The organism is Acidovorax sp. (assembly GCF_034519795.1).
In the GTDB taxonomy this organism is placed as follows: Bacteria; Pseudomonadota; Gammaproteobacteria; order Burkholderiales; family Burkholderiaceae_C; genus Acidovorax.
This window is the reverse complement of sequence record NZ_JAXHOB010000003.1, coordinates 131,728-148,000: the sequence shown is the minus strand read 5'-3', so window position 1 is coordinate 148,000 and position 16,273 is coordinate 131,728. Positions and strand designations below refer to the sequence as shown.

At 66.0% G+C, this 16,273-nt stretch carries 18 protein-coding genes and 1 tRNA gene; 9 read left to right on the top strand and 10 right to left on the bottom strand.

The genetic code is table 11. The features are described 5' to 3' along the window. Position 1: 1 nt before the first annotated feature. Positions 2 to 955 (bottom strand): sugar kinase, encoded by a 954-nt coding sequence (locus tag U5N23_RS02605; RefSeq protein WP_322591297.1) that lies wholly within the window; start codon positions 953 to 955, stop codon positions 2 to 4. Further along, positions 948 to 1,340 carry a RidA family protein gene (locus tag U5N23_RS02600; protein ID WP_007849612.1) on the bottom strand — a complete coding sequence of 131 codons (393 nt, stop codon included), beginning with the start codon at positions 1,338 to 1,340 and terminating at the stop codon, positions 948 to 950. The genes U5N23_RS02605 and U5N23_RS02600 overlap by 8 nt, the downstream gene beginning before the upstream one ends. Positions 1,341 to 1,490: 150 nt before the next feature. On the opposite strand from U5N23_RS02600, the gene U5N23_RS02595 reads away from it, so the two are divergent. The 9 genes from U5N23_RS02595 to U5N23_RS02555 all read left to right on the top strand — a co-directional run bounded on the left by U5N23_RS02595 (position 1,491) and on the right by U5N23_RS02555 (position 11,287). Next, positions 1,491 to 3,050, top strand: coding sequence for an ABC transporter substrate-binding protein (locus tag U5N23_RS02595; protein ID WP_322591296.1), 1,560 nt, complete (start codon positions 1,491 to 1,493; stop codon positions 3,048 to 3,050). Positions 3,051 to 3,074: 24 nt separating this feature from the next. Continuing rightward, positions 3,075 to 4,022: an ABC transporter permease gene (locus U5N23_RS02590; RefSeq protein WP_322591295.1), complete on the top strand. Its 948-nt coding sequence runs from the start codon at positions 3,075 to 3,077 to the stop codon at positions 4,020 to 4,022. A gap of 1 nt (position 4,023) precedes the next feature. Further along, positions 4,024 to 4,893, top strand: a complete 870-nt coding sequence (locus U5N23_RS02585) for an ABC transporter permease (RefSeq protein WP_057203979.1) — start codon at positions 4,024 to 4,026, stop codon at positions 4,891 to 4,893. A 61-nt stretch (positions 4,894 to 4,954) separates the two neighbouring features. Continuing rightward, positions 4,955 to 6,019, top strand: a complete 1,065-nt coding sequence (locus tag U5N23_RS02580) for an ABC transporter ATP-binding protein (protein ID WP_322591294.1) — start codon at positions 4,955 to 4,957, stop codon at positions 6,017 to 6,019. Further along, positions 6,016 to 6,993 (top strand): oligopeptide/dipeptide ABC transporter ATP-binding protein, encoded by a 978-nt coding sequence (locus U5N23_RS02575; protein ID WP_322591293.1) that lies wholly within the window; start codon positions 6,016 to 6,018, stop codon positions 6,991 to 6,993. Before U5N23_RS02580 ends, U5N23_RS02575 begins: the two co-directional genes overlap by 4 nt. A gap of 41 nt (positions 6,994 to 7,034) precedes the next feature. Further along, the gene (locus U5N23_RS02570; RefSeq protein ID WP_322591292.1) at positions 7,035 to 8,315 is read left to right on the top strand and encodes an amino acid deaminase; all 1,281 of its coding nucleotides are present in this window, start codon (positions 7,035 to 7,037) and stop codon (positions 8,313 to 8,315) included. Positions 8,316 to 8,330: 15 nt separating this feature from the next. Then, positions 8,331 to 9,296 (top strand): MurR/RpiR family transcriptional regulator, encoded by a 966-nt coding sequence (locus U5N23_RS02565; RefSeq protein ID WP_322591291.1) that lies wholly within the window; start codon positions 8,331 to 8,333, stop codon positions 9,294 to 9,296. Further along, complete coding sequence (locus U5N23_RS02560) at positions 9,296 to 10,765, top strand: D-aminoacylase (RefSeq protein WP_322591290.1); 1,470 nt, start codon at positions 9,296 to 9,298, stop codon at positions 10,763 to 10,765. Before U5N23_RS02565 ends, U5N23_RS02560 begins: the two co-directional genes overlap by 1 nt. 126 nt (positions 10,766 to 10,891) lie before the next feature. Further along, complete coding sequence (locus U5N23_RS02555) at positions 10,892 to 11,287, top strand: tautomerase family protein (RefSeq protein WP_184860283.1); 396 nt, start codon at positions 10,892 to 10,894, stop codon at positions 11,285 to 11,287. A 102-nt stretch (positions 11,288 to 11,389) separates the two neighbouring features. Here U5N23_RS02555 and U5N23_RS02550 read toward each other — a convergent pair. The 8 genes from U5N23_RS02550 to secY form a co-directional block, all read right to left on the bottom strand. Next, a tRNA-Met gene (locus tag U5N23_RS02550) sits at positions 11,390 to 11,466 on the bottom strand. Positions 11,467 to 11,486: 20 nt separating this feature from the next. Then, positions 11,487 to 11,885 carry a 50S ribosomal protein L17 gene (gene rplQ, locus U5N23_RS02545; protein ID WP_145697098.1) on the bottom strand — a complete coding sequence of 133 codons (399 nt, stop codon included), beginning with the start codon at positions 11,883 to 11,885 and terminating at the stop codon, positions 11,487 to 11,489. A 160-nt stretch (positions 11,886 to 12,045) separates the two neighbouring features. After that, positions 12,046 to 13,038, bottom strand: a complete 993-nt coding sequence (locus tag U5N23_RS02540; protein WP_007861735.1) for a DNA-directed RNA polymerase subunit alpha — start codon at positions 13,036 to 13,038, stop codon at positions 12,046 to 12,048. Positions 13,039 to 13,154: 116 nt separating this feature from the next. Then, on the bottom strand, positions 13,155 to 13,778 hold the full coding sequence (gene rpsD / locus U5N23_RS02535; RefSeq protein WP_322591289.1) for a 30S ribosomal protein S4: 624 nt from the start codon (positions 13,776 to 13,778) through the stop codon (positions 13,155 to 13,157). Positions 13,779 to 13,868: 90 nt separating this feature from the next. Beyond that, positions 13,869 to 14,273, bottom strand: coding sequence for a 30S ribosomal protein S11 (rpsK, locus tag U5N23_RS02530; RefSeq protein ID WP_005793662.1), 405 nt, complete (start codon positions 14,271 to 14,273; stop codon positions 13,869 to 13,871). Between the two features lie 18 nt (positions 14,274 to 14,291). Continuing rightward, complete coding sequence (rpsM, locus tag U5N23_RS02525) at positions 14,292 to 14,657, bottom strand: 30S ribosomal protein S13 (RefSeq protein ID WP_035206424.1); 366 nt, start codon at positions 14,655 to 14,657, stop codon at positions 14,292 to 14,294. A 23-nt stretch (positions 14,658 to 14,680) separates the two neighbouring features. Further along, entirely contained in the window at positions 14,681 to 14,794 is a 114-nt protein-coding gene (gene rpmJ, locus U5N23_RS02520) for a 50S ribosomal protein L36 (RefSeq protein ID WP_005793651.1), read from the bottom strand. Positions 14,795 to 14,941: 147 nt separating this feature from the next. Next, entirely contained in the window at positions 14,942 to 16,261 is a 1,320-nt protein-coding gene (secY, locus tag U5N23_RS02515; RefSeq protein WP_322591288.1) for a preprotein translocase subunit SecY, read from the bottom strand. Positions 16,262 to 16,273: the final 12 nt, after the last annotated feature.

Sequence of the window (16,273 nt, the reverse complement as noted above, 5' to 3'; positions counted from 1 at the left end):
TTCAGGTGATCGTCACCTGCACTTGGCGCGCGTACGGCAGGGGCGCCACGGCGCCATAGCCCTGCACGGCCAGCGCGGCCGCGGCATTGGCGTAGCGCGCTGCAGCGAACACGTCGTCGCCCTGGGCCAGGCGGGCCAGCAGGTTGCCGCAGAAGCAGTCGCCCGCACCGGTGGCGTCAACCGGCGTGACGCGCAGGCCGGCGATGCGTTCCCGGTGCCGGCCATCGCTGGCCAGGGCGCCGTCGGCGCCGAGCTTGAGCACCACGGTGGCTGCACCGCGCGCATGGCCCCAGTCGATGATGGTGTCGGGGTCGCTCAGGCCCGTCAGGGCCTGCATGTCCTCCAGGCTGGGCAGGAAGATGTCGCACAACGACACGGCCTGCGCGATGCAGGCCTGGGCGCGCGCCAGCGGCCAGAGCTTGAGGCGCAGGTTGGAGTCGAAGGACACCAGCGTGCCGGCCTCGCGCGCCAGGCGCATGGCCTCGAACGCCGTGTCGCAGGCCTGCGGCGAAATCGCCAGCGAAATGCCCGACAGGTGCAGGATGCGCGCGGCCTGCAGCGCGGCCGCAGGCTCGCCCGCCAGCCACTGCGGCGCCATGTGGCTGGCGGCCGAGCCGGCGCGCAGGTAGCTGAACTCATGGCCCGCCGCCCCGTGCGAGACGAAGTAAATGCCCGTGGGGTGCTCACTATCGCTCTGCACCGCGCGGGTGTCCACGCCTTCGGCGCGCCATAGCGCGGTGAGCGCCCGGCCAAAGCTGTCCTGCCCGATGCGCGTGAGGTAGGCCACGCGCGCGCCGGCCCGCGCCGCCGCGATGGCGGCATTGCTGGTGTCGCCGCCAAAGCCCTGCAGGTACTGCGGCTGGCCGGGGTGGACCTGGTTGAACTCGACCATGGCCTCGCCGAGCGCCACCACGTCGAAGGTCTTGCCCACGGAGGTGGTGGCGCGCTCAGGCACGGGGTTTGTAGGCGGTGACGTCGATCTCGACCTTGGCGTCGATCATGAGGCGCGACTCCACGGTGGAGCGTGCGGGGCGGTGCTCGCCGAAGCACTCCATGTAGACCCGGTTGAAGCTGCCGAAGTCGCGCGCATCGGCCAGCCAGACGCTGACCTTGGCCACGTCGGCCAGGGTGCAGTCGGCCAGCGCCAGGGCGTCCTTGACGCGCTGGAACACCTGGCGCGTCTGCGCCTCGATGCCGCCGACGATGACCTGGCCCTGGTCGTCCGTGGGCACCTGGCCCGAGACGAAGACGAAGTCGCCGGCGCGCGTGGCGGGCGACAGGGGTCGCGCCTGGCGGTCGGAGGCGATGGGGGACTGGCCCAGCAGTTCTACGTGGCTCATGCAAGCTCCTTGTGTAATGAATTTACATAAATCATCGGAAAAAACCCGTTTGACTTTCATAAACGAGTCATCTACGATTAAAAATGTAATGTTATTACTTATGGAGCCACGATGCAATCCTCATCCATCCGTGATTGGTTGACGCCCGGAATGCCTGTTCAGGCCGCCCGGCGCAGTGTTCTGGGCCTGGCAGCCACGGCTGCCGTGCTCGTGGCCCTGGGGTCGGGCCAGCCCGCCCTGGCAGCACCCGCCAAGGGGGGCGCCGCCAACCTGGCCATGGTCGGCGAGCCCCAGGGGCTGGACCCCATGGTGAGCACAGCCGACTTGGTCGGCACCATCATGCAGCATGTCTACGAGCCGCTGTACACCTTCGACGCGAACTGGGCCGTGGCCCCGATGCTGGCCGAAAGCCTGCCCACCGTGTCCAAGGACGGGCTGACCTACACCATCGCCCTGCGCAAGGAGGTCAAGCTGCACAACGGGCGCGACCTGAACGCCGACGACGTGGTGGCCTCGCTGCAGCGCTGGATGGAACTGTCGCCGCGTGGCAAGGCCGTGGGCAAGGAAGTGGTCTCGCTCACCGCCAAGGGCCCGCTGTCGGTGGAGCTCAAGCTCAAGGCGCCCTACGCACCGCTGCTGGCCCAACTGGCGCTGCCCAGCGGCATGGCCGCCATCATGGCCAAGGAGAGCATTGCGCCGCAGCTCAAGGACTTCATCGGCACCGGCCCCTACAAGTTCAAGGAACGCCGCCCCGACCAGTTCACGGTGCTGGTGCGCCACGACACCTACAGCGCCCGCAAGGAGGCGCCGAGCGGCTACGCCGGCCGCCGCGAGGCCCTGCTCGACGAGCTGCGCTTCGTGCCCGTGCCCAACGCCAACACGCGCGTGGAGGGCGCGCTGTCGGGCCAGTTCCAGTACGCCGACCTGCTGCCCGTGGAAGCGGCTGGCCGCATCGACAAGGGCGCGCCGGCCGTGGTGCCCATCGTGACCAAGAACTTCGGCTTCCCCTACATCGTCTTCAACACCAAGGAAGGCGTGCTCGCCGCGCATCCGCTGCGCCGCGCGGTGCAGACTGCCGTGGGCTCGGGCGAGCTGCTGGCTGCGGGCTTCGGCGACAACCGCTTCTTCGTGGTGGAGCCCAACTTCTTCCCCAAGGGCACGCCCTACTACTCGGACGCGGGCGCCAAGCTGTACAACGAGCGCAACCCGCAGGCCGCCAAGGACCAGGCCGCCAAGGCCGGCTACAACGGCCAGCCGGTGCGCATCATGGCCAGCCGGCAGTACGAGTTCCACTACAACATGGCGCTGGTGATGGCCGAGCAGCTCAAGAAGGCCGGCTTCAAGACCGAGCTGCAGGTGGTGGACTGGGCCACGCTGGTGCAGCGGCGCAACGACGCCAAGCTGTGGGACGTGTACTTCACGCACTCGGGCCTGTTCCCTGAGCCCATGCTGTCGCCGCCGCAACTCGGCGAGGGCGCACCAGGCTGGTGGGATTCCCCGGCCAAGAAGGCCACGCTCACGGCCTTCAACCAAGAGACCGACATCGCCAAGCGCGGCCCGCTGTGGGGTGCCGTGCAGCAGGTGGTGTACGACGAAGTGCCCTTCATCGAGGTCGGCAAGTTCAACGGCCTGTCGGCGCGCTCAGCCAAGCTCGAGGGCTACACGCCGGCGATCTGGCCGTTCTTCTGGAACACCGGCCTGGCCAAGTAAGCCCACCGCACAAGGTTCGTTGCCATGCGTTTTCTGATGAACCGCCTGGGCGGCGCCCTGGTGGTGCTGGCCCTCGTCGCGGTGCTGGTGTTCGCCCTCACGCGCCTGGCCTCGGGCGATCCGGTGGCGCTGCTGCTGGGCGAGCAGGCCACTGCCGAGGACATCGCCGCGGCCCGTATCCAGTATGGACTGGACAAGCCCCTGCCCACGCAGTTCGTGCTGTGGATCGGCGAGTTGCTGCAGGGCAACCTGGGGCAGTCGATCTTCCTGCAGCGCCCGGTGGCGCAGGCACTGCTGGAGCGCGCCGAGCCCACGCTGTTCCTGGCGCTGTTCGCGGTCGGCATCGCCGCGCTGATCGGCATCCCCTGCGGCATGGCCGCCGCCATCTGGCGCGGCAGCCCCGGTGACCAGGCACTGAGCGGTGTGGCCATGCTGGGCGCCAGCGTTCCCAGCTTCTGGCTCGGGCTGATCCTGATCCAGCTGTTCGCGGTCAAGCTCGGCTGGTTCCCGGCCTCGGGCTATGGGAATCCGGAGTCGCCGCTTGCGGAAAGATTGACCCACCTGCTGTTGCCGGCGCTGGTGCTGGGGCTGCTCAACTCGGCGCTGATCATCCGCTTCACGCGCGCTTCGATGCTCGACATCCTGGGCGAGGACTACGTGCGCACCGCGCGCGCCAAGGGCCTGGCCGAGGGCACGGTGATGGTCAAGCATGTGCTGCGCAATGCGCTGGTGCCCATCGTCACGGTGCTGGGCCTGACGCTGGCGCTGATGATCGGCGGCACCGTGGTCACCGAAACCGTGTTCAACCTGCCCGGGGTGGGCAACCTGGTGGTGCGCGCCGTGCTGCGCCGCGACTACCCGGTGATCCAGGGCACGCTGCTGGTGATCGCCGCGATCTACGTGTTCATCAACCTGGCCATCGACTTCCTGTACACGCTGGTCGACCCGCGCATCCGGCTAGAGGGCCAATGACATGGTGCAACGCCTGATTCGCAATCTCACGGACTACTGGCTGCCGCTGGCACGCCGCCTGTTCTCGCGCAAGGTGGTGCTGGCCTCGGCCATCCTGCTGGCGCTGGTGGTGGCCGTGGCCACCGTGTTCCCCTGGGTGTCGGATGCCGACCCCAATGCCATCTCGATCAGCGAGCGGCTGAACGCGCCCTCGGCCGCGCACTGGGCCGGCACCGACGAGCTGGGGCGCGATGTGATGCTGCGCATCGTGCACGGCGCGCGCTACTCGCTGCTGATCGGCGGGCTCACGGCTGCCGGAGCCGTGCTGTTCGGCACGCTGCTGGGCATGTTCGCGGGCTTCTTTCGCAGGCTCGATGCGCCGCTGATGCGCGTGGTGGACGCGATGATGTCCTTCCCCGACATCCTGCTGGGCATCGCCCTGGTGTCCATCCTGGGCGCTTCGCTGTGGAACGTGATGCTGGCGCTGGTGATCGTCTACACGCCGCGCGTGGCGCGGGTGGTGCGGGCCAGCACTTTGGTGCTGCGCGAGCTGCTGTTCGTGGACGCAGCACGCGCCCTGGGCGTGCGCACGCCGCTCATCTTGCTGCGGCACATCCTACCCAACCTGGTCTCGCCCATCCTGGTGCAGGTGACCTTCATCTTCGCCTACGCCATCCTGGCCGAGGCCGGCCTGTCCTTCCTGGGCGTGGGCGTGCCGCCGGACATCCCCACCTGGGGCACCATGATCGCCGGCAGCCTGGAGTCGGCCGACCGTGCGTTCTGGACCATTCTCTACCCGGGCCTGGCCATCGTGCTCACCGCCCTGTCGCTGCAGATGCTGGGCGACGGCGTGCGCGACCTGCTCGACCCCAAGCTCAAGAAAGCCTCGTGAGCCCCGCTTTCGCCCCACCCACGCAAGTGCCCGCCCCCGGGCGCGCTACGAAGGTATTTCCATGACCACCCACACGGCTGCCATGGCCGCCCCGCGGCTCGAAGTGCAGGGCCTGTCCACCTCGTTCGCCACCGACGCCGGCCGCATCCAGAGCGTGGCCGACGTGTCCTTTGCCATCCACCCGGGCCAGACGCTGGCGCTGGTCGGCGAATCGGGCTCGGGCAAGTCCGTCACCAGCCTCACGCTGATGGGCCTGCACGCCAAGACCTCGCAAGCGCAGGTGACCGGCCAGGCCTGGTTCACGCGCAAGGGGGGCCAGCGCGTGGACCTGCTGGCCCTGCCCGAGGCCGAGCGCCGGGCGCTGCGCGGCAACGAGATGGCGATGGTCTTCCAGGAGCCCATGACCAGCCTGAACCCGGTGCTCACCGTGGGCGAGCAGATTGCCGAATCGGTGCGCCTGCACCTCCAGCTCGACCGCAAGGCCGCCATGGCCCACGCGCAGCGCATGCTGGAGCTGGTGGAGATACCGGCCGCAAAACAGCGCGTGCGCGAGTACCCGCACCAGTTGTCGGGCGGCATGCGCCAGCGCGTGATGATTGCGCTGGCCATGGCCTGCAGCCCGACACTGTTGATCGCCGACGAGCCCACCACCGCGCTGGACGTGACCATCCAGGCGCAGATCCTCGCGCTCATGGGCCGGCTGCAGAAGGAGACGGGCATGAGCATGCTCTTCGTCACCCACAACCTGGGCGTGGTGGCGCAATACGCCGACGCGGTGGCGGTGATGTATGCGGGCCGCATCGTCGAGTCGGCCCCCGTGCACGACCTCTTTGCGCAACCCGAGCACCCCTACACACGCGGCCTGCTGGCCTGCCTGCCCGGCGTGGCCAGGCGCCATGCCGTGGCGGTGGCCGGGCAGCGGCCGCGCCTGGTGGCCATTCCGGGCCAGGTGTCGAGCCCGCTTGCGCCGCCGCCGGGCTGTGCCTTTGCGCCGCGCTGCGAGCGCCGTATCGCGGCCTGCGATGCGCGCATGCCGGTGCTGTCCGAAGAAGACAGCGCGGGCACCAGCCGCCGGGTGCGCTGCATCCGTGTGAATGAGCAGCCCATGGAAGAGGTGGCAGCATGAACGCCGTTGCCAGCGACAACCTCATCGAAGTGCGTGGCCTGCGCAAGTACTTCGGCATCGGCCCGCACCCGGTGCGCGCGGTGGACGACGTGAGCTTTGCCATCCGGCGCGGAGAGACGCTGGGCCTGGTGGGCGAATCGGGTTCGGGCAAGAGCACCATTGGCCGCCTGCTCACCCGCCTGGTGGACCCCACGGCGGGCCAGATGCTGTACCACGGCGACGGCGTCGGTGGGCAGGACCTGGCAGGAATGAGCCAGGGGCAGTTCCGCCCGCTGCGCTCGAAGATCCAGATCATCTTCCAGGACCCGTATGCGAGCCTGAACCCGCGCATGCGCATCCGCGAGGTGCTGGGCGAGGCGCTGGACACGCACCGGCAGGCGCGCGGTGCGGCACGCCTGCCGCGCATCCACGAGCTGCTCACGCAGGTGGGCCTCAGGCCCGAGCATGCGGACCGGTTTCCGCACGAGTTCTCGGGCGGGCAGCGCCAGCGCATCGGCATTGCGCGCGCGCTGGCGGTGCAGCCGAACTTCATCGTGGCGGACGAGCCGCTGTCGGCGCTGGACGTGTCGATCCAGGCCCAGGTGGTGAACCTGCTGGGCGACCTCAAGGAGCAATTGGGCCTGACCTTGCTGTTCATCTCGCACGACCTCGATGTGGTGGAGTACCTGTGCGACCGCGTGGTGGTGCTCTACCTGGGCCGCGTGATGGAGATCGCGCCCACCAGCGCGCTGTATGCGCAGCCCGCGCATCCCTACACGCGCGCCCTGCTCGCGGCGGCGCCCATCCCCGACCCGGCGCAGCGGCGTACCATCCCCCTGCTGCAGGGCGACCTGCCCAGCCCCGCCAATCCGCCCTCGGGCTGCGTGTTCCGCACCCGCTGCCCGCATGCGGTGGCCGAATGCGCCAGCGCCGACATGGCCTTGCGCCCCGTGGGCGCGGACCACTGGAAGGCCTGCTGGCGCGACGATATCTGACCTGCGCAGCCCGCCTGCCCACCCCGACACCAAGAGACAACATGACCACTGACTTCACCCTGGACGCCACCTGCAAGAGCTTTCCCATCGCGGCGATGCCTTGCCGCGCCAGTGAGATCGGCGCACGCGGCTGGAACGTGCTGGCCGATGACCTGGCGTTTCCGCTCGCCGTGCTCAGCCGCACGGCGCTGGCGCACAACCTGGCCTGGATGCAGGACTTTGCAGAGCGCAAGGGCATCGCCCTGGCGCCGCACGGCAAGACCACCATGTCGCCGGAACTCTTCGCGCAGCAACTGGCCGCCGGCGCCTGGGGCCTGACCTTCGCCACGGCCTTCCAGGTCGCGGTGGGGGTGGAGGCCGGCGCGCGGCGGATCATCATCGCCAACCAGGTGGTGTGCGACGCCGACCTGGATGCGCTCGATGCGCTGTTGGCGCGCCACGCGGATCTCACGGTCTGGTTCCTCGTCGATTCGCTCGCGCAGCTCGCGCTGGTGGAGGACTGGAAGCAGCGCCGCGGCAGTGCCCGGGTGTTCAACGTGCTGCTGGAGATGGGCATTCCCGGCCAGCGCACCGGCTGCCGCACGCTGGACGAGGCACTGGCCCTGGCGCGCGCGCTGGCGGCCTCGAAGGCCGTGCAGTTCGATGGCATCGAGTGCTATGAAGGCGGCGTGGCGCGCTGCGACAACCCGCACGACGCCCGCGAGGTGACCGCCCTGGTGCGCCGCGTGATGGACGTGGCGCGGGCCTGCGATGCAGAGCATCTGTTCTCACAGGACCGCATCCTGCTCACGGCCGGCGGCTCGGCCGTGTTCGACCTGGTGGTGCCGCTGCTGCAGGCCCAGGGACTGTCGCGCCCGGTGGAGGGCGTGCTGCGCTCGGGCTGCTACGTGACGCACGACCACGGCAACTACGCGCGCTTTCTCAAGAACGTGGAGCAGCGCGAAGGGCTCGATGCCTCGCTGCGCCCGGCGCTCACGGTCTGGGCCATGGTGCAGTCGGTGCCCGAGCCGGGCCTGGCCCTGCTGACCTGCGGCCGCCGCGACATTTCCTATGACCTGGAGATGCCCATCCCCGTGCAACTGGCGCGGCGCGGCGAGCGCACGGCGGCTGCCGTGCCTGCCGGCTGGAGCGTCAGCGCGCTCAACGACCAGCATGCCTACCTGCGCTTCGATGCGGCGGCCGGCGACGGCGACACCCCGCGCGTGGGAGACCGCGTGGCGCTGGGCATTTCGCACCCTTGCACCACCTTCGACAAATGGCGCTGGATGCCACTGGTGGAAGACGATGGCGCCATCACGGGCGCCATCAGCACCCGGTTCTGAGACGCGGAGAAGCGCATGAACAGCAGCCTGCCTCCGTCGCCATCGTCCTCCACCCAGCCGCCCAGCCCCACGCCAGGACTGCTGCAGCAGCTGCGCGAGCGGCTGGACAGCCTGCCCGAAGCGCAGCGCAGCGTGGTGCGCGCCGTGCTCGAAGACCCGCGTGCCGCCGTGGCCGCCACGGTGGAGCAGCTGGCGCAGCAGGCGGGCGTGTCCATGCCGACCATCGTGCGCACCTGCCGCAGCTTCGGCTACGACTCGGTGCGCGAGTTCATGCTGGCGCTGGCGCAGGACCTGGCGGTCTCGGGCTCGTACCTGCACCGCAGCGTGCTGGCCGATGACACGGCGCAGGATGTCTCCAGCAAGATCATCCACGCGGCCGTCTCCTCGCTCACCGAGCTGGGCCGGCGCATCGACGTGGACGTGATCGACCAGGTGGCCGCCAAACTCGCCAAGGCGCGGCGCATCGACTGCTATTCGGTGGGCGCGGCATCGACCTTCACGGCCAGCGAGCTGCAGAGCCGGCTGTTCCGCCTGGGCCTCACGGCCAACGCGATCTTCGACGCGCACCAGCAGCTGGTCTCGGCCAGCACGCTGGGGCCCGAGGGTGTGGCCTTCGTGGTCTCGCATGTGGGGCGCATGCCCTACACAGTGGAGGCGGCGCGCTTTGCGCGCTCGCAGGGCGCCACCGTGGTCGCCCTGACCCAGCCGGGCACACCGCTGGCCGAAACGGCCGACCTGGTGCTCGCCGTCTCGGTGCCGCAGGACGCGGTGATGCGCGTGGGCACCGAGGCCTACCTGGCGCACCTGGTGGTGATCGAGATCCTGATGGTGCGCCTGGCGCAGCAGCTGGGCCCGGTGGCCACCCGGGGACTGCAGCAGTTCAAGCAGCTTTTGCACAAACACGGATTCGACAGCGCCGAGTATTCGGGCGCCATGGACCCCGTCCCGGGCCTGCCCAAGCCGGGACAGAAAGACAATTGATGGCTGCAACGCAAGCGACCCTGCTGAAGAACGGAACCCTCATCGACGGCACCGACCGCCCCGGATGGGTGGGCGACCTGCTGCTGGTGGGCGAGCGCATCGTGGCGCTGGCCGCGCCCGGCGCCATCGACCCGGCCTTGTTCGCCGGCATGGCGGTGCAGGCCATCGACTGCACGGACCGCGTGATCGCACCCGGCTTCATCGACGTGCACACGCACGACGATGCCGCCGCCATCGACGCGCCCGACATGCTGCCCAAGCTGTCGCAGGGCGTGACCACGGTGATCGTGGGCAACTGCGGCATCTCGCTGGCGCCCATGGTGACAGACGCACCGGCTGCGCCGCTGTCGCTGCTGGGCAAGCGCCAGTTCCGCCACGCCCGCATGGCCGACTATGCGCGCGCCGTGGATGCAGCGCAGCCTGGCGTGAACGTGGCCGCGCTGCTGGGCCACACGGCCTTGCGCATGCGCCACCTGCCGGAGCTGGGCCGCGCCGCCACCTCCAGCGAGCGCGCGGCCATGGCAGCCGACATGCAGGAGGCCATGGATGCGGGCGCGCTGGGCCTGTCGTCCGGCGTGTTCTACAAGGAGGCCTATGCGGCTGACTTGCAGGAACTGACCGAACTGGCCAGCGTGGCCGCGCGCAATGGCGGTGTCTACGCCACCCATATCCGCGACGAGCTCGCCGGCATCCTGCCGGCGCTGCAGGAGGCCGCGCTCACCGCGCGCCAGGCCGGGCTGCCCCTGGTGCTGTCGCACCACAAGTGCGCCGGCGCCGCCAACTGGGGCCGCACGCGCGAGACGCTGCCGCTGATCGAATCACTGGCCCAGGGCCAGCCCATCAGCCTGGATGTGTACCCGTACACCGCCGGCTCCACGGTGCTGCGCACCGATCTGGTGGACGGCGTGATCGACATCCTGATCACCGGTAGCCAGCCCCACCCGGAGATGGTGGGCCGCTACCTCAAGGACATCGCGCGCGAGTGGGACATGACCGAGCAGGCAGCATGCGACCGGCTGCAGCCCGGCGGCGCGTGCTACTTCCAAATGCGCGAAGACGATGTGGAGCGGGTGATTGCGCACCCGCTGGCCATGATCGGCTCGGACGGGTTGCCGCATGACGAACGCCCACACCCGCGCCTGTGGGGCGCCTTTCCGCGTGTGCTGGCCTGCTATTGGCGCGAAAAGGGCCTGCTGCGGCTGGAGGAGGCCGTCCACAAGATGACCGGGCTGTCGGCCCAGCGCTTTCGCATCGGCGAGCGCGGGCGGCTTGCGGCCGGGTGCATGGCCGACGTGGTGGTGTTCGATCCGGCGCGCGTGCGCGATACCGCGAGCTACGAACAACCCGTGCAGTTCAGCGAAGGCATCGAGCTGGTGTGGGTCAATGGCGTGCTGAGCTACACCGCTGCCGGCCGCGCCACTGGGGCACGGGCCGGGCGCTTCATCCGCCGGCAGGCCACGCCTGCCTGAGGCTTGCCCCAGGCGGGCTTTGCAGCCATTGCAAAGCCGCTTCCCGCCGAGCGCCGTGTCCGGAAATCGGGCTGAAAACTACAGTGGAGGCACCTTACCAACGCATCCACTGACAAGGAGTTTTCCATGCCCATCATCAACGTCAAAGTCTCTGCAGAGCGATCTGCCGCCCTGTCACAGCGCATCTCGGACACGCTGCTCGACCTGACCACCCGCATCCTGGGCAAGAACCCCAAGATCACCGCAGTGACCGTTTCCTATGTGCATCCCGAGGACTGGATCGTGGGCGGCAGCAGCCTGGCCGCCCAGGGCAAGCGCAGTGTGTACCTCGACATCAAGGTCGTGGACGAGACCAACACCAAGGCCGAGAAGGCACGCTACATCGCCGAGGTGTTCGCCGCATTCCAGGGGCTGCTGGGCGAATTGCACGAGGAAAGCTACATCTACGTGCAGGACGTGCGCGCCACGGCCTATGGCTATGGGGGCAAGACGCAGGAGTTTCGCCACCAGCACCCCCAGTGACGATCAACGGCCTTTGTGCCGCCCCCTCCACGCGGGTGCGTTCTGAGCAGGAATCACCCCAGAAACAAAAAAGCCCACTCGAAAGTGGGCTTTTTGCAATATTGGTTGCGCGAGGAGGATTTGAACCTCCGACCTTTGGGTTATGAGCCCAACGAGCTACCAGACTGCTCCATCGCGCGGCAAGATTGAATTATATACCTTATTCAGCGGCTGCGGCCGAAGAATTTTCAGTTTTTTCTTCAGCACGGTCGACCAATTCAACCAGGGCCATGGGCGCATTGTCGCCAACGCGGAAACCCATCTTCAGGATGCGGGTGTAGCCACCAGGACGCGCGTTGAAGCGGGGGCCCAGGTCGTTGAACAGCTTGGTGACGCTGTCACGGTCGCGCAGGCGGTTGAAAGCCAGGCGGCGGTTGGCGACGGTGTCGACCTTGGCCAGGGTGATCATGGGTTCGATCACGCGGCGCAGTTCCTTGGCCTTGGGAACGGTGGTCTTGATGACTTCGTGCTCGATGATCGAGTTCATCATGTTCTGCAGCATCGCAAGGCGGTGCGAGCTGGTGCGATTGAGTTTGCGGAGTCCGTGTCCGTGGCGCATGGTGCTTTCCTTCTACTGTCTATGTAATTAATCGGGCAGCCGTATCAGGTACTGCGCGAGGCACTGTTGGTCCCTCGGGGGGAACGAAAAGTCCCCCTTGCGGAGGACTCTGGGACCCAGAGTTCCTCTTTCGGGGAACCTGGGATTATAGCGGTTTTGATTAACGCTTGTCCAGACCGGCTGGCGGCCAGTTTTCAAGCTTCATGCCCAGCGTGAGACCACGCGATGCGAGCACTTCCTTGATTTCGTTGAGCGACTTGCGACCCAGGTTAGGCGTCTTGAGCAGCTCGTTCTCGGTGCGCTGGATCAGGTCACCGATGTAGTAGATGTTCTCGGCCTTCAGGCAGTTGGCGGAACGCACGGTCAGTTCCAGCTCGTCCACAGGGCGCAGCAGGATCGGATCGAACGTGGCATTGCCGCGTGGGCCTGCAGGTGCGTCGAACGCAGCCAGCTCGCCACCTTCCAGCTGTGCGAACACAGCCAGCTGCTCCACCAGGATCTTGGCCGATGCGCGCACGGCGTCTTCGGCCGTGATGGCACCGTTGGTCTCGATCTCGACGACCAGCTTGTCCAGGTCGGTACGCTGCTCCACGCGGGCGCTTTCCACGGTGTAGCTCACGCGCTTCACGGGGGAGAACGAGGCGTCCAGCACGATGCGGCCAATCGACTTGGTCGATTCGTCGGCATAGCGGCGCAGGTTGCCCGGCACGTAGCCACGGCCCTTTTCAACCTTGATCTGCATGTCCAGCTTGCCACCGGCCGACAGCGTGGCGATCACGTGGTCGGGGTTGACGATCTCGACGTCATGGGGCGTCTGGATGTCGCGCGCGGTCACCACGCCTTCACCATCCTTGCGCAGGCTCAGCGTGACTTCGTCACGGTTGTGCAGCTTGAACACCACGCCCTTGAGGTTCAAGAGGATGTTGACCACATCTTCCTGGACGCCATCGATGGACGAGTACTCATGCAGAACGCCTGCAATGGTGACTTCCGTCGCTGCGTAACCCACCATGGACGAGAGCAGGACGCGCCGAATGGCGTTGCCCAGCGTGTGGCCGTAGCCACGCTCGAACGGCTCCAGCGCGACCTTGGCACGGTTGTGGCCAAGCTGCTCGACATTGATCGCCTTGGGTTTCAGCAAATTGGTTTGCATTCAGACTTCCTCTCAATACCCCCAGCTCGTTACACCGGTAAGGCTGGTGAAGCGCCTAAACCGCGATGCCTCGCGGTTCAGGTACGGTTTTTTCGAAATGTGATTCGAACTAGCGATTAGCGCGAGTACAACTCAACGATCAGCGATTCGTTGATGTCGGCACCGAACTCGTCGCGGTCAGGCACCTTCTTGAACACGCCTTCTGCCTTGTCGGCATTGACGTCCACCCAGGCGGGCATGCCGACCTGTGCAGCCAGTTGCAGAGCTTCGACGATGCGGTTCTGCTTCTTGGACTTTTCGCGCACGGCGACCACATCACCGACCTTGACCAGGTACGAAGGGATGTTGACCGGCTTGCCATTCACCGTGATGGCGCAATGCGACACCAGCTGGCGGGCTTCTGCACGCGTGGAGCCGAAGCCCATGCGGTACACGACGTTGTCCAGGCGCGATTCCAGCAGGAACAGCAGGTTGGCACCGGTGTTGCCCTTGCGGCTGTCAGCGGTCTCGAAGTAGCGGCGGAACTGCTTTTCCAGAATGCCGTACATGCGCTTGACCTTCTGCTTTTCGCGCAGCTGCAGGCCGTAGTCGGACGTGCGGGCACCGGAGGTGCGGCCGTGCTGACCAGGCTTGGAGTCGAACTTGCACTTGTCCGCAATGGAGCGGCGTGCGCTCTTGAGGAACAGGTCGGTGCCTTCACGGCGGGAGAGTTTGGCCTTGGGGCCGAGGTAACGTGCCACTTGAACTTCCTTTATGTCATCTACCGCAAACCATTGCGGGAGCCGCCTGTGTCGCTCTCGCGTACGCAGGCGGCGGTGGGCTTGTGAAAATTAGATACGACGGCGCTTTTGAGGGCGGCAGCCGTTGTGCGGGACCGGCGTCACGTCGGAGATCGACGTGATGCGGATGCCCAGGGCACCCAGTGCACGGACCGAGGATTCGCGACCAGGACCGGGGCCCTTGATCTCGACGTCCAGGTTCTTGATGCCTTGGTCGATGGCGGCGCGGCCAGCCACTTCCGAAGCCACCTGGGCTGCGAAAGGCGTGGACTTGCGCGAGCCCTTGAAGCCCTGGCCACCCGACGAGGCCCACGACAGGGCATTGCCCTGGCGGTCCGTGATCGTGATGATCGTGTTGTTGAACGAAGCATGCACGTGGGCAATGCCGTCCGACACGTTCTTGCGAACCTTCTTGCGAACGCGCTGTGCTGCGTTATTGGCTGGAGACTTGGCCATATTGATCTTTCAATCTCTTTATTTCTTCAGTGCAGCAGCACCCTTGCGCGGGCCCTTGCGGGTGCGTGCATTGGTACGGGTACGCTGACCACGCATCGGCAGACCACGACGATGGCGGAAACCACGGTAGCAGCCAATGTCCATCAAACGCTTGATGTTCATGGTGGTTTCGCGGCGCAGATCACCTTCAATGGTGAATTGCTCGATCTGTTCGCGAATTTTTTCCAGGTCGCTGTCCGTCAGATCCTTGATCTTCTTGGAGTAAGCGATGCCGGTGGCTTCGCAAATCTTGCGAGCGCGTGTGCGACCAATTCCAAAAATGGAGGTCAAACCGATTTCCGCGTGCTTGTGGGGCGGAATGTTGATGCCAGCGATACGTGCCATATGCGTCCTCTAATACTTTCCAATCAACCCTGGCGCTGCTTGTGACGCAGATCCGTGCAGATCACGCGCACCACACCCTTGCGGCGGATGATCTTGCAGTTGCGGCAGATTTTTTTGACCGAAGCCGAAACTCTCATTGCATTCTCCTAAAACTTTTCCATCCGTCCCGGCTGTCTTGCACGGAACACAATTTTTGTGCCCGCTACAAAATCGTGGGGCGCCAACTAACCTAAACCTTGCTTTCGGGGACCAGGCACTCTGAGCGCCCAGACCCTTCCAACCCGTCAACCGCCTTGATTGCCTTTGAAATTGGCTTTCTTGAGCAGCGACTCATACTGTTGCGACATCATGTAGTTCTGGACCTGGGCCATGAAGTCCATGGTCACCACCACAATGATCAACAGCGAAGTTCCACCAAAGTAAAACGGTACGTTGTACTTCAGGATCAAGAACTCGGGCAGCAGGCAGACGAAGGTGATGTAAACCGCCCCCGCCAGTGTCAGTCGCACAAGAATCTTGTCGATATAACGGGCCGTCTGTTCACCAGGACGGATCCCGGGAATGAACGCACCGCTCTTCTTCAGGTTGTCTGCCGTTTCACGGCTGTTGAAGACCAGCGCCGTGTAGAAGAAGCAGAAGAAGATGATCGCAGCAGCATAGAACATCACATACACCGGCTGACCAGGCGTCAGGGCGGCGGAGATGTCGCGCAACCAGCGCATCGACTCCCCGGCACTGAACCAGTTCACCACGGTGGCTGGCAGCAGGATGATGGACGACGCGAAGATGGGAGGAATCACACCTGCCATGTTCAGCTTCAAGGGCAGGTGCGACGATTGTCCACCATAGACCTTGTTCCCCACCTGCCGGCGCGCATAGTTCACAAGGATCTTGCGCTGGCCACGTTCCACGAACACCACGAAGTAGGTCACCGCAGCGACCACCAGCACGATGAAGATGGCTGCCAGGATGCTCATCGCACCCGTGCGCACCAGCTCCAGCAGGCCACCGATGGAGCTTGGCAGACCGGCTGCGATACCTGCAAAGATCAGGATCGAGATGCCGTTGCCAAGACCACGTTCCGTGATCTGCTCACCGAGCCACATCAGGAACATGGTGCCAGCCGTCAGGCTGACCATGGCCGTGATGCGAAAGCCCATGCCGGGGCTCAGCACCAGGCCGGCCGAGCTCTCCAGTGCCACGGCAATGCCGAGCGACTGGAAAATGGCCAGGCCCAGCGTGCCGTAGCGCGTGTACTGGGTGATCTTCCTGCGACCGGACTCGCCTTCCTTCTTCAGCTGCTCAAACGTCGGGACCACGTAGGTCATCAGTTGCATGATGATCGATGCCGAGATGTACGGCATGATCCCCAGTGCAAAGACGGTAAAGCGCGAGAGCGCTCCACCCGAGAACATGTTGAACAGGTTCAGGATGCCGCCTTGCTGGCCGCTGAAAAGCTGCTGAAGTTGGGCTGGGTCGATACCGGGCACGGGGATATGCGCCCCGATGCGGTACACGACCAGCGCAAGCAACAGAAAAACCAGGCGACGACGCAGGTCGCCGAACTTGCCGGTTTTTGCAATTTGAGCCGCGCTAGTAGCCACAGGTACCTTCTT

What these genes read in the sequence shown, in the direction of transcription:
- rplQ (WP_145697098.1), bottom strand. Translation starts at nt 11,885, where the DNA reads ATGCGCCACGGACACGGACTCCGCAAACTCAATCGCACCAGCTCGCAC.
- U5N23_RS02595 (WP_322591296.1), top strand. Translation starts at nt 1,491, where the DNA reads ATGCCTGTTCAGGCCGCCCGGCGCAGTGTTCTGGGCCTGGCAGCCACG.
- U5N23_RS02585 (WP_057203979.1), top strand. Translation starts at nt 4,024, where the DNA reads ATGGTGCAACGCCTGATTCGCAATCTCACGGACTACTGGCTGCCGCTG.
- U5N23_RS02575 (WP_322591293.1), top strand. Translation starts at nt 6,016, where the DNA reads ATGAACGCCGTTGCCAGCGACAACCTCATCGAAGTGCGTGGCCTGCGC.
- U5N23_RS02540 (WP_007861735.1), bottom strand. Translation starts at nt 13,038, where the DNA reads ATGCAAACCAATTTGCTGAAACCCAAGGCGATCAATGTCGAGCAGCTT.
- U5N23_RS02555 (WP_184860283.1), top strand. Translation starts at nt 10,892, where the DNA reads ATGCCCATCATCAACGTCAAAGTCTCTGCAGAGCGATCTGCCGCCCTG.
- rpsK (WP_005793662.1), bottom strand. Translation starts at nt 14,273, where the DNA reads ATGGCCAAGTCTCCAGCCAATAACGCAGCACAGCGCGTTCGCAAGAAG.
- U5N23_RS02590 (WP_322591295.1), top strand. Translation starts at nt 3,075, where the DNA reads ATGCGTTTTCTGATGAACCGCCTGGGCGGCGCCCTGGTGGTGCTGGCC.
- rpsM (WP_035206424.1), bottom strand. Translation starts at nt 14,657, where the DNA reads ATGGCACGTATCGCTGGCATCAACATTCCGCCCCACAAGCACGCGGAA.
- rpmJ (WP_005793651.1), bottom strand. Translation starts at nt 14,794, where the DNA reads ATGAGAGTTTCGGCTTCGGTCAAAAAAATCTGCCGCAACTGCAAGATC.
- U5N23_RS02570 (WP_322591292.1), top strand. Translation starts at nt 7,035, where the DNA reads ATGACCACTGACTTCACCCTGGACGCCACCTGCAAGAGCTTTCCCATC.
- U5N23_RS02560 (WP_322591290.1), top strand. Translation starts at nt 9,296, where the DNA reads ATGGCTGCAACGCAAGCGACCCTGCTGAAGAACGGAACCCTCATCGAC.
- U5N23_RS02565 (WP_322591291.1), top strand. Translation starts at nt 8,331, where the DNA reads ATGAACAGCAGCCTGCCTCCGTCGCCATCGTCCTCCACCCAGCCGCCC.
- U5N23_RS02600 (WP_007849612.1), bottom strand. Translation starts at nt 1,340, where the DNA reads ATGAGCCACGTAGAACTGCTGGGCCAGTCCCCCATCGCCTCCGACCGC.
- U5N23_RS02580 (WP_322591294.1), top strand. Translation starts at nt 4,955, where the DNA reads ATGACCACCCACACGGCTGCCATGGCCGCCCCGCGGCTCGAAGTGCAG.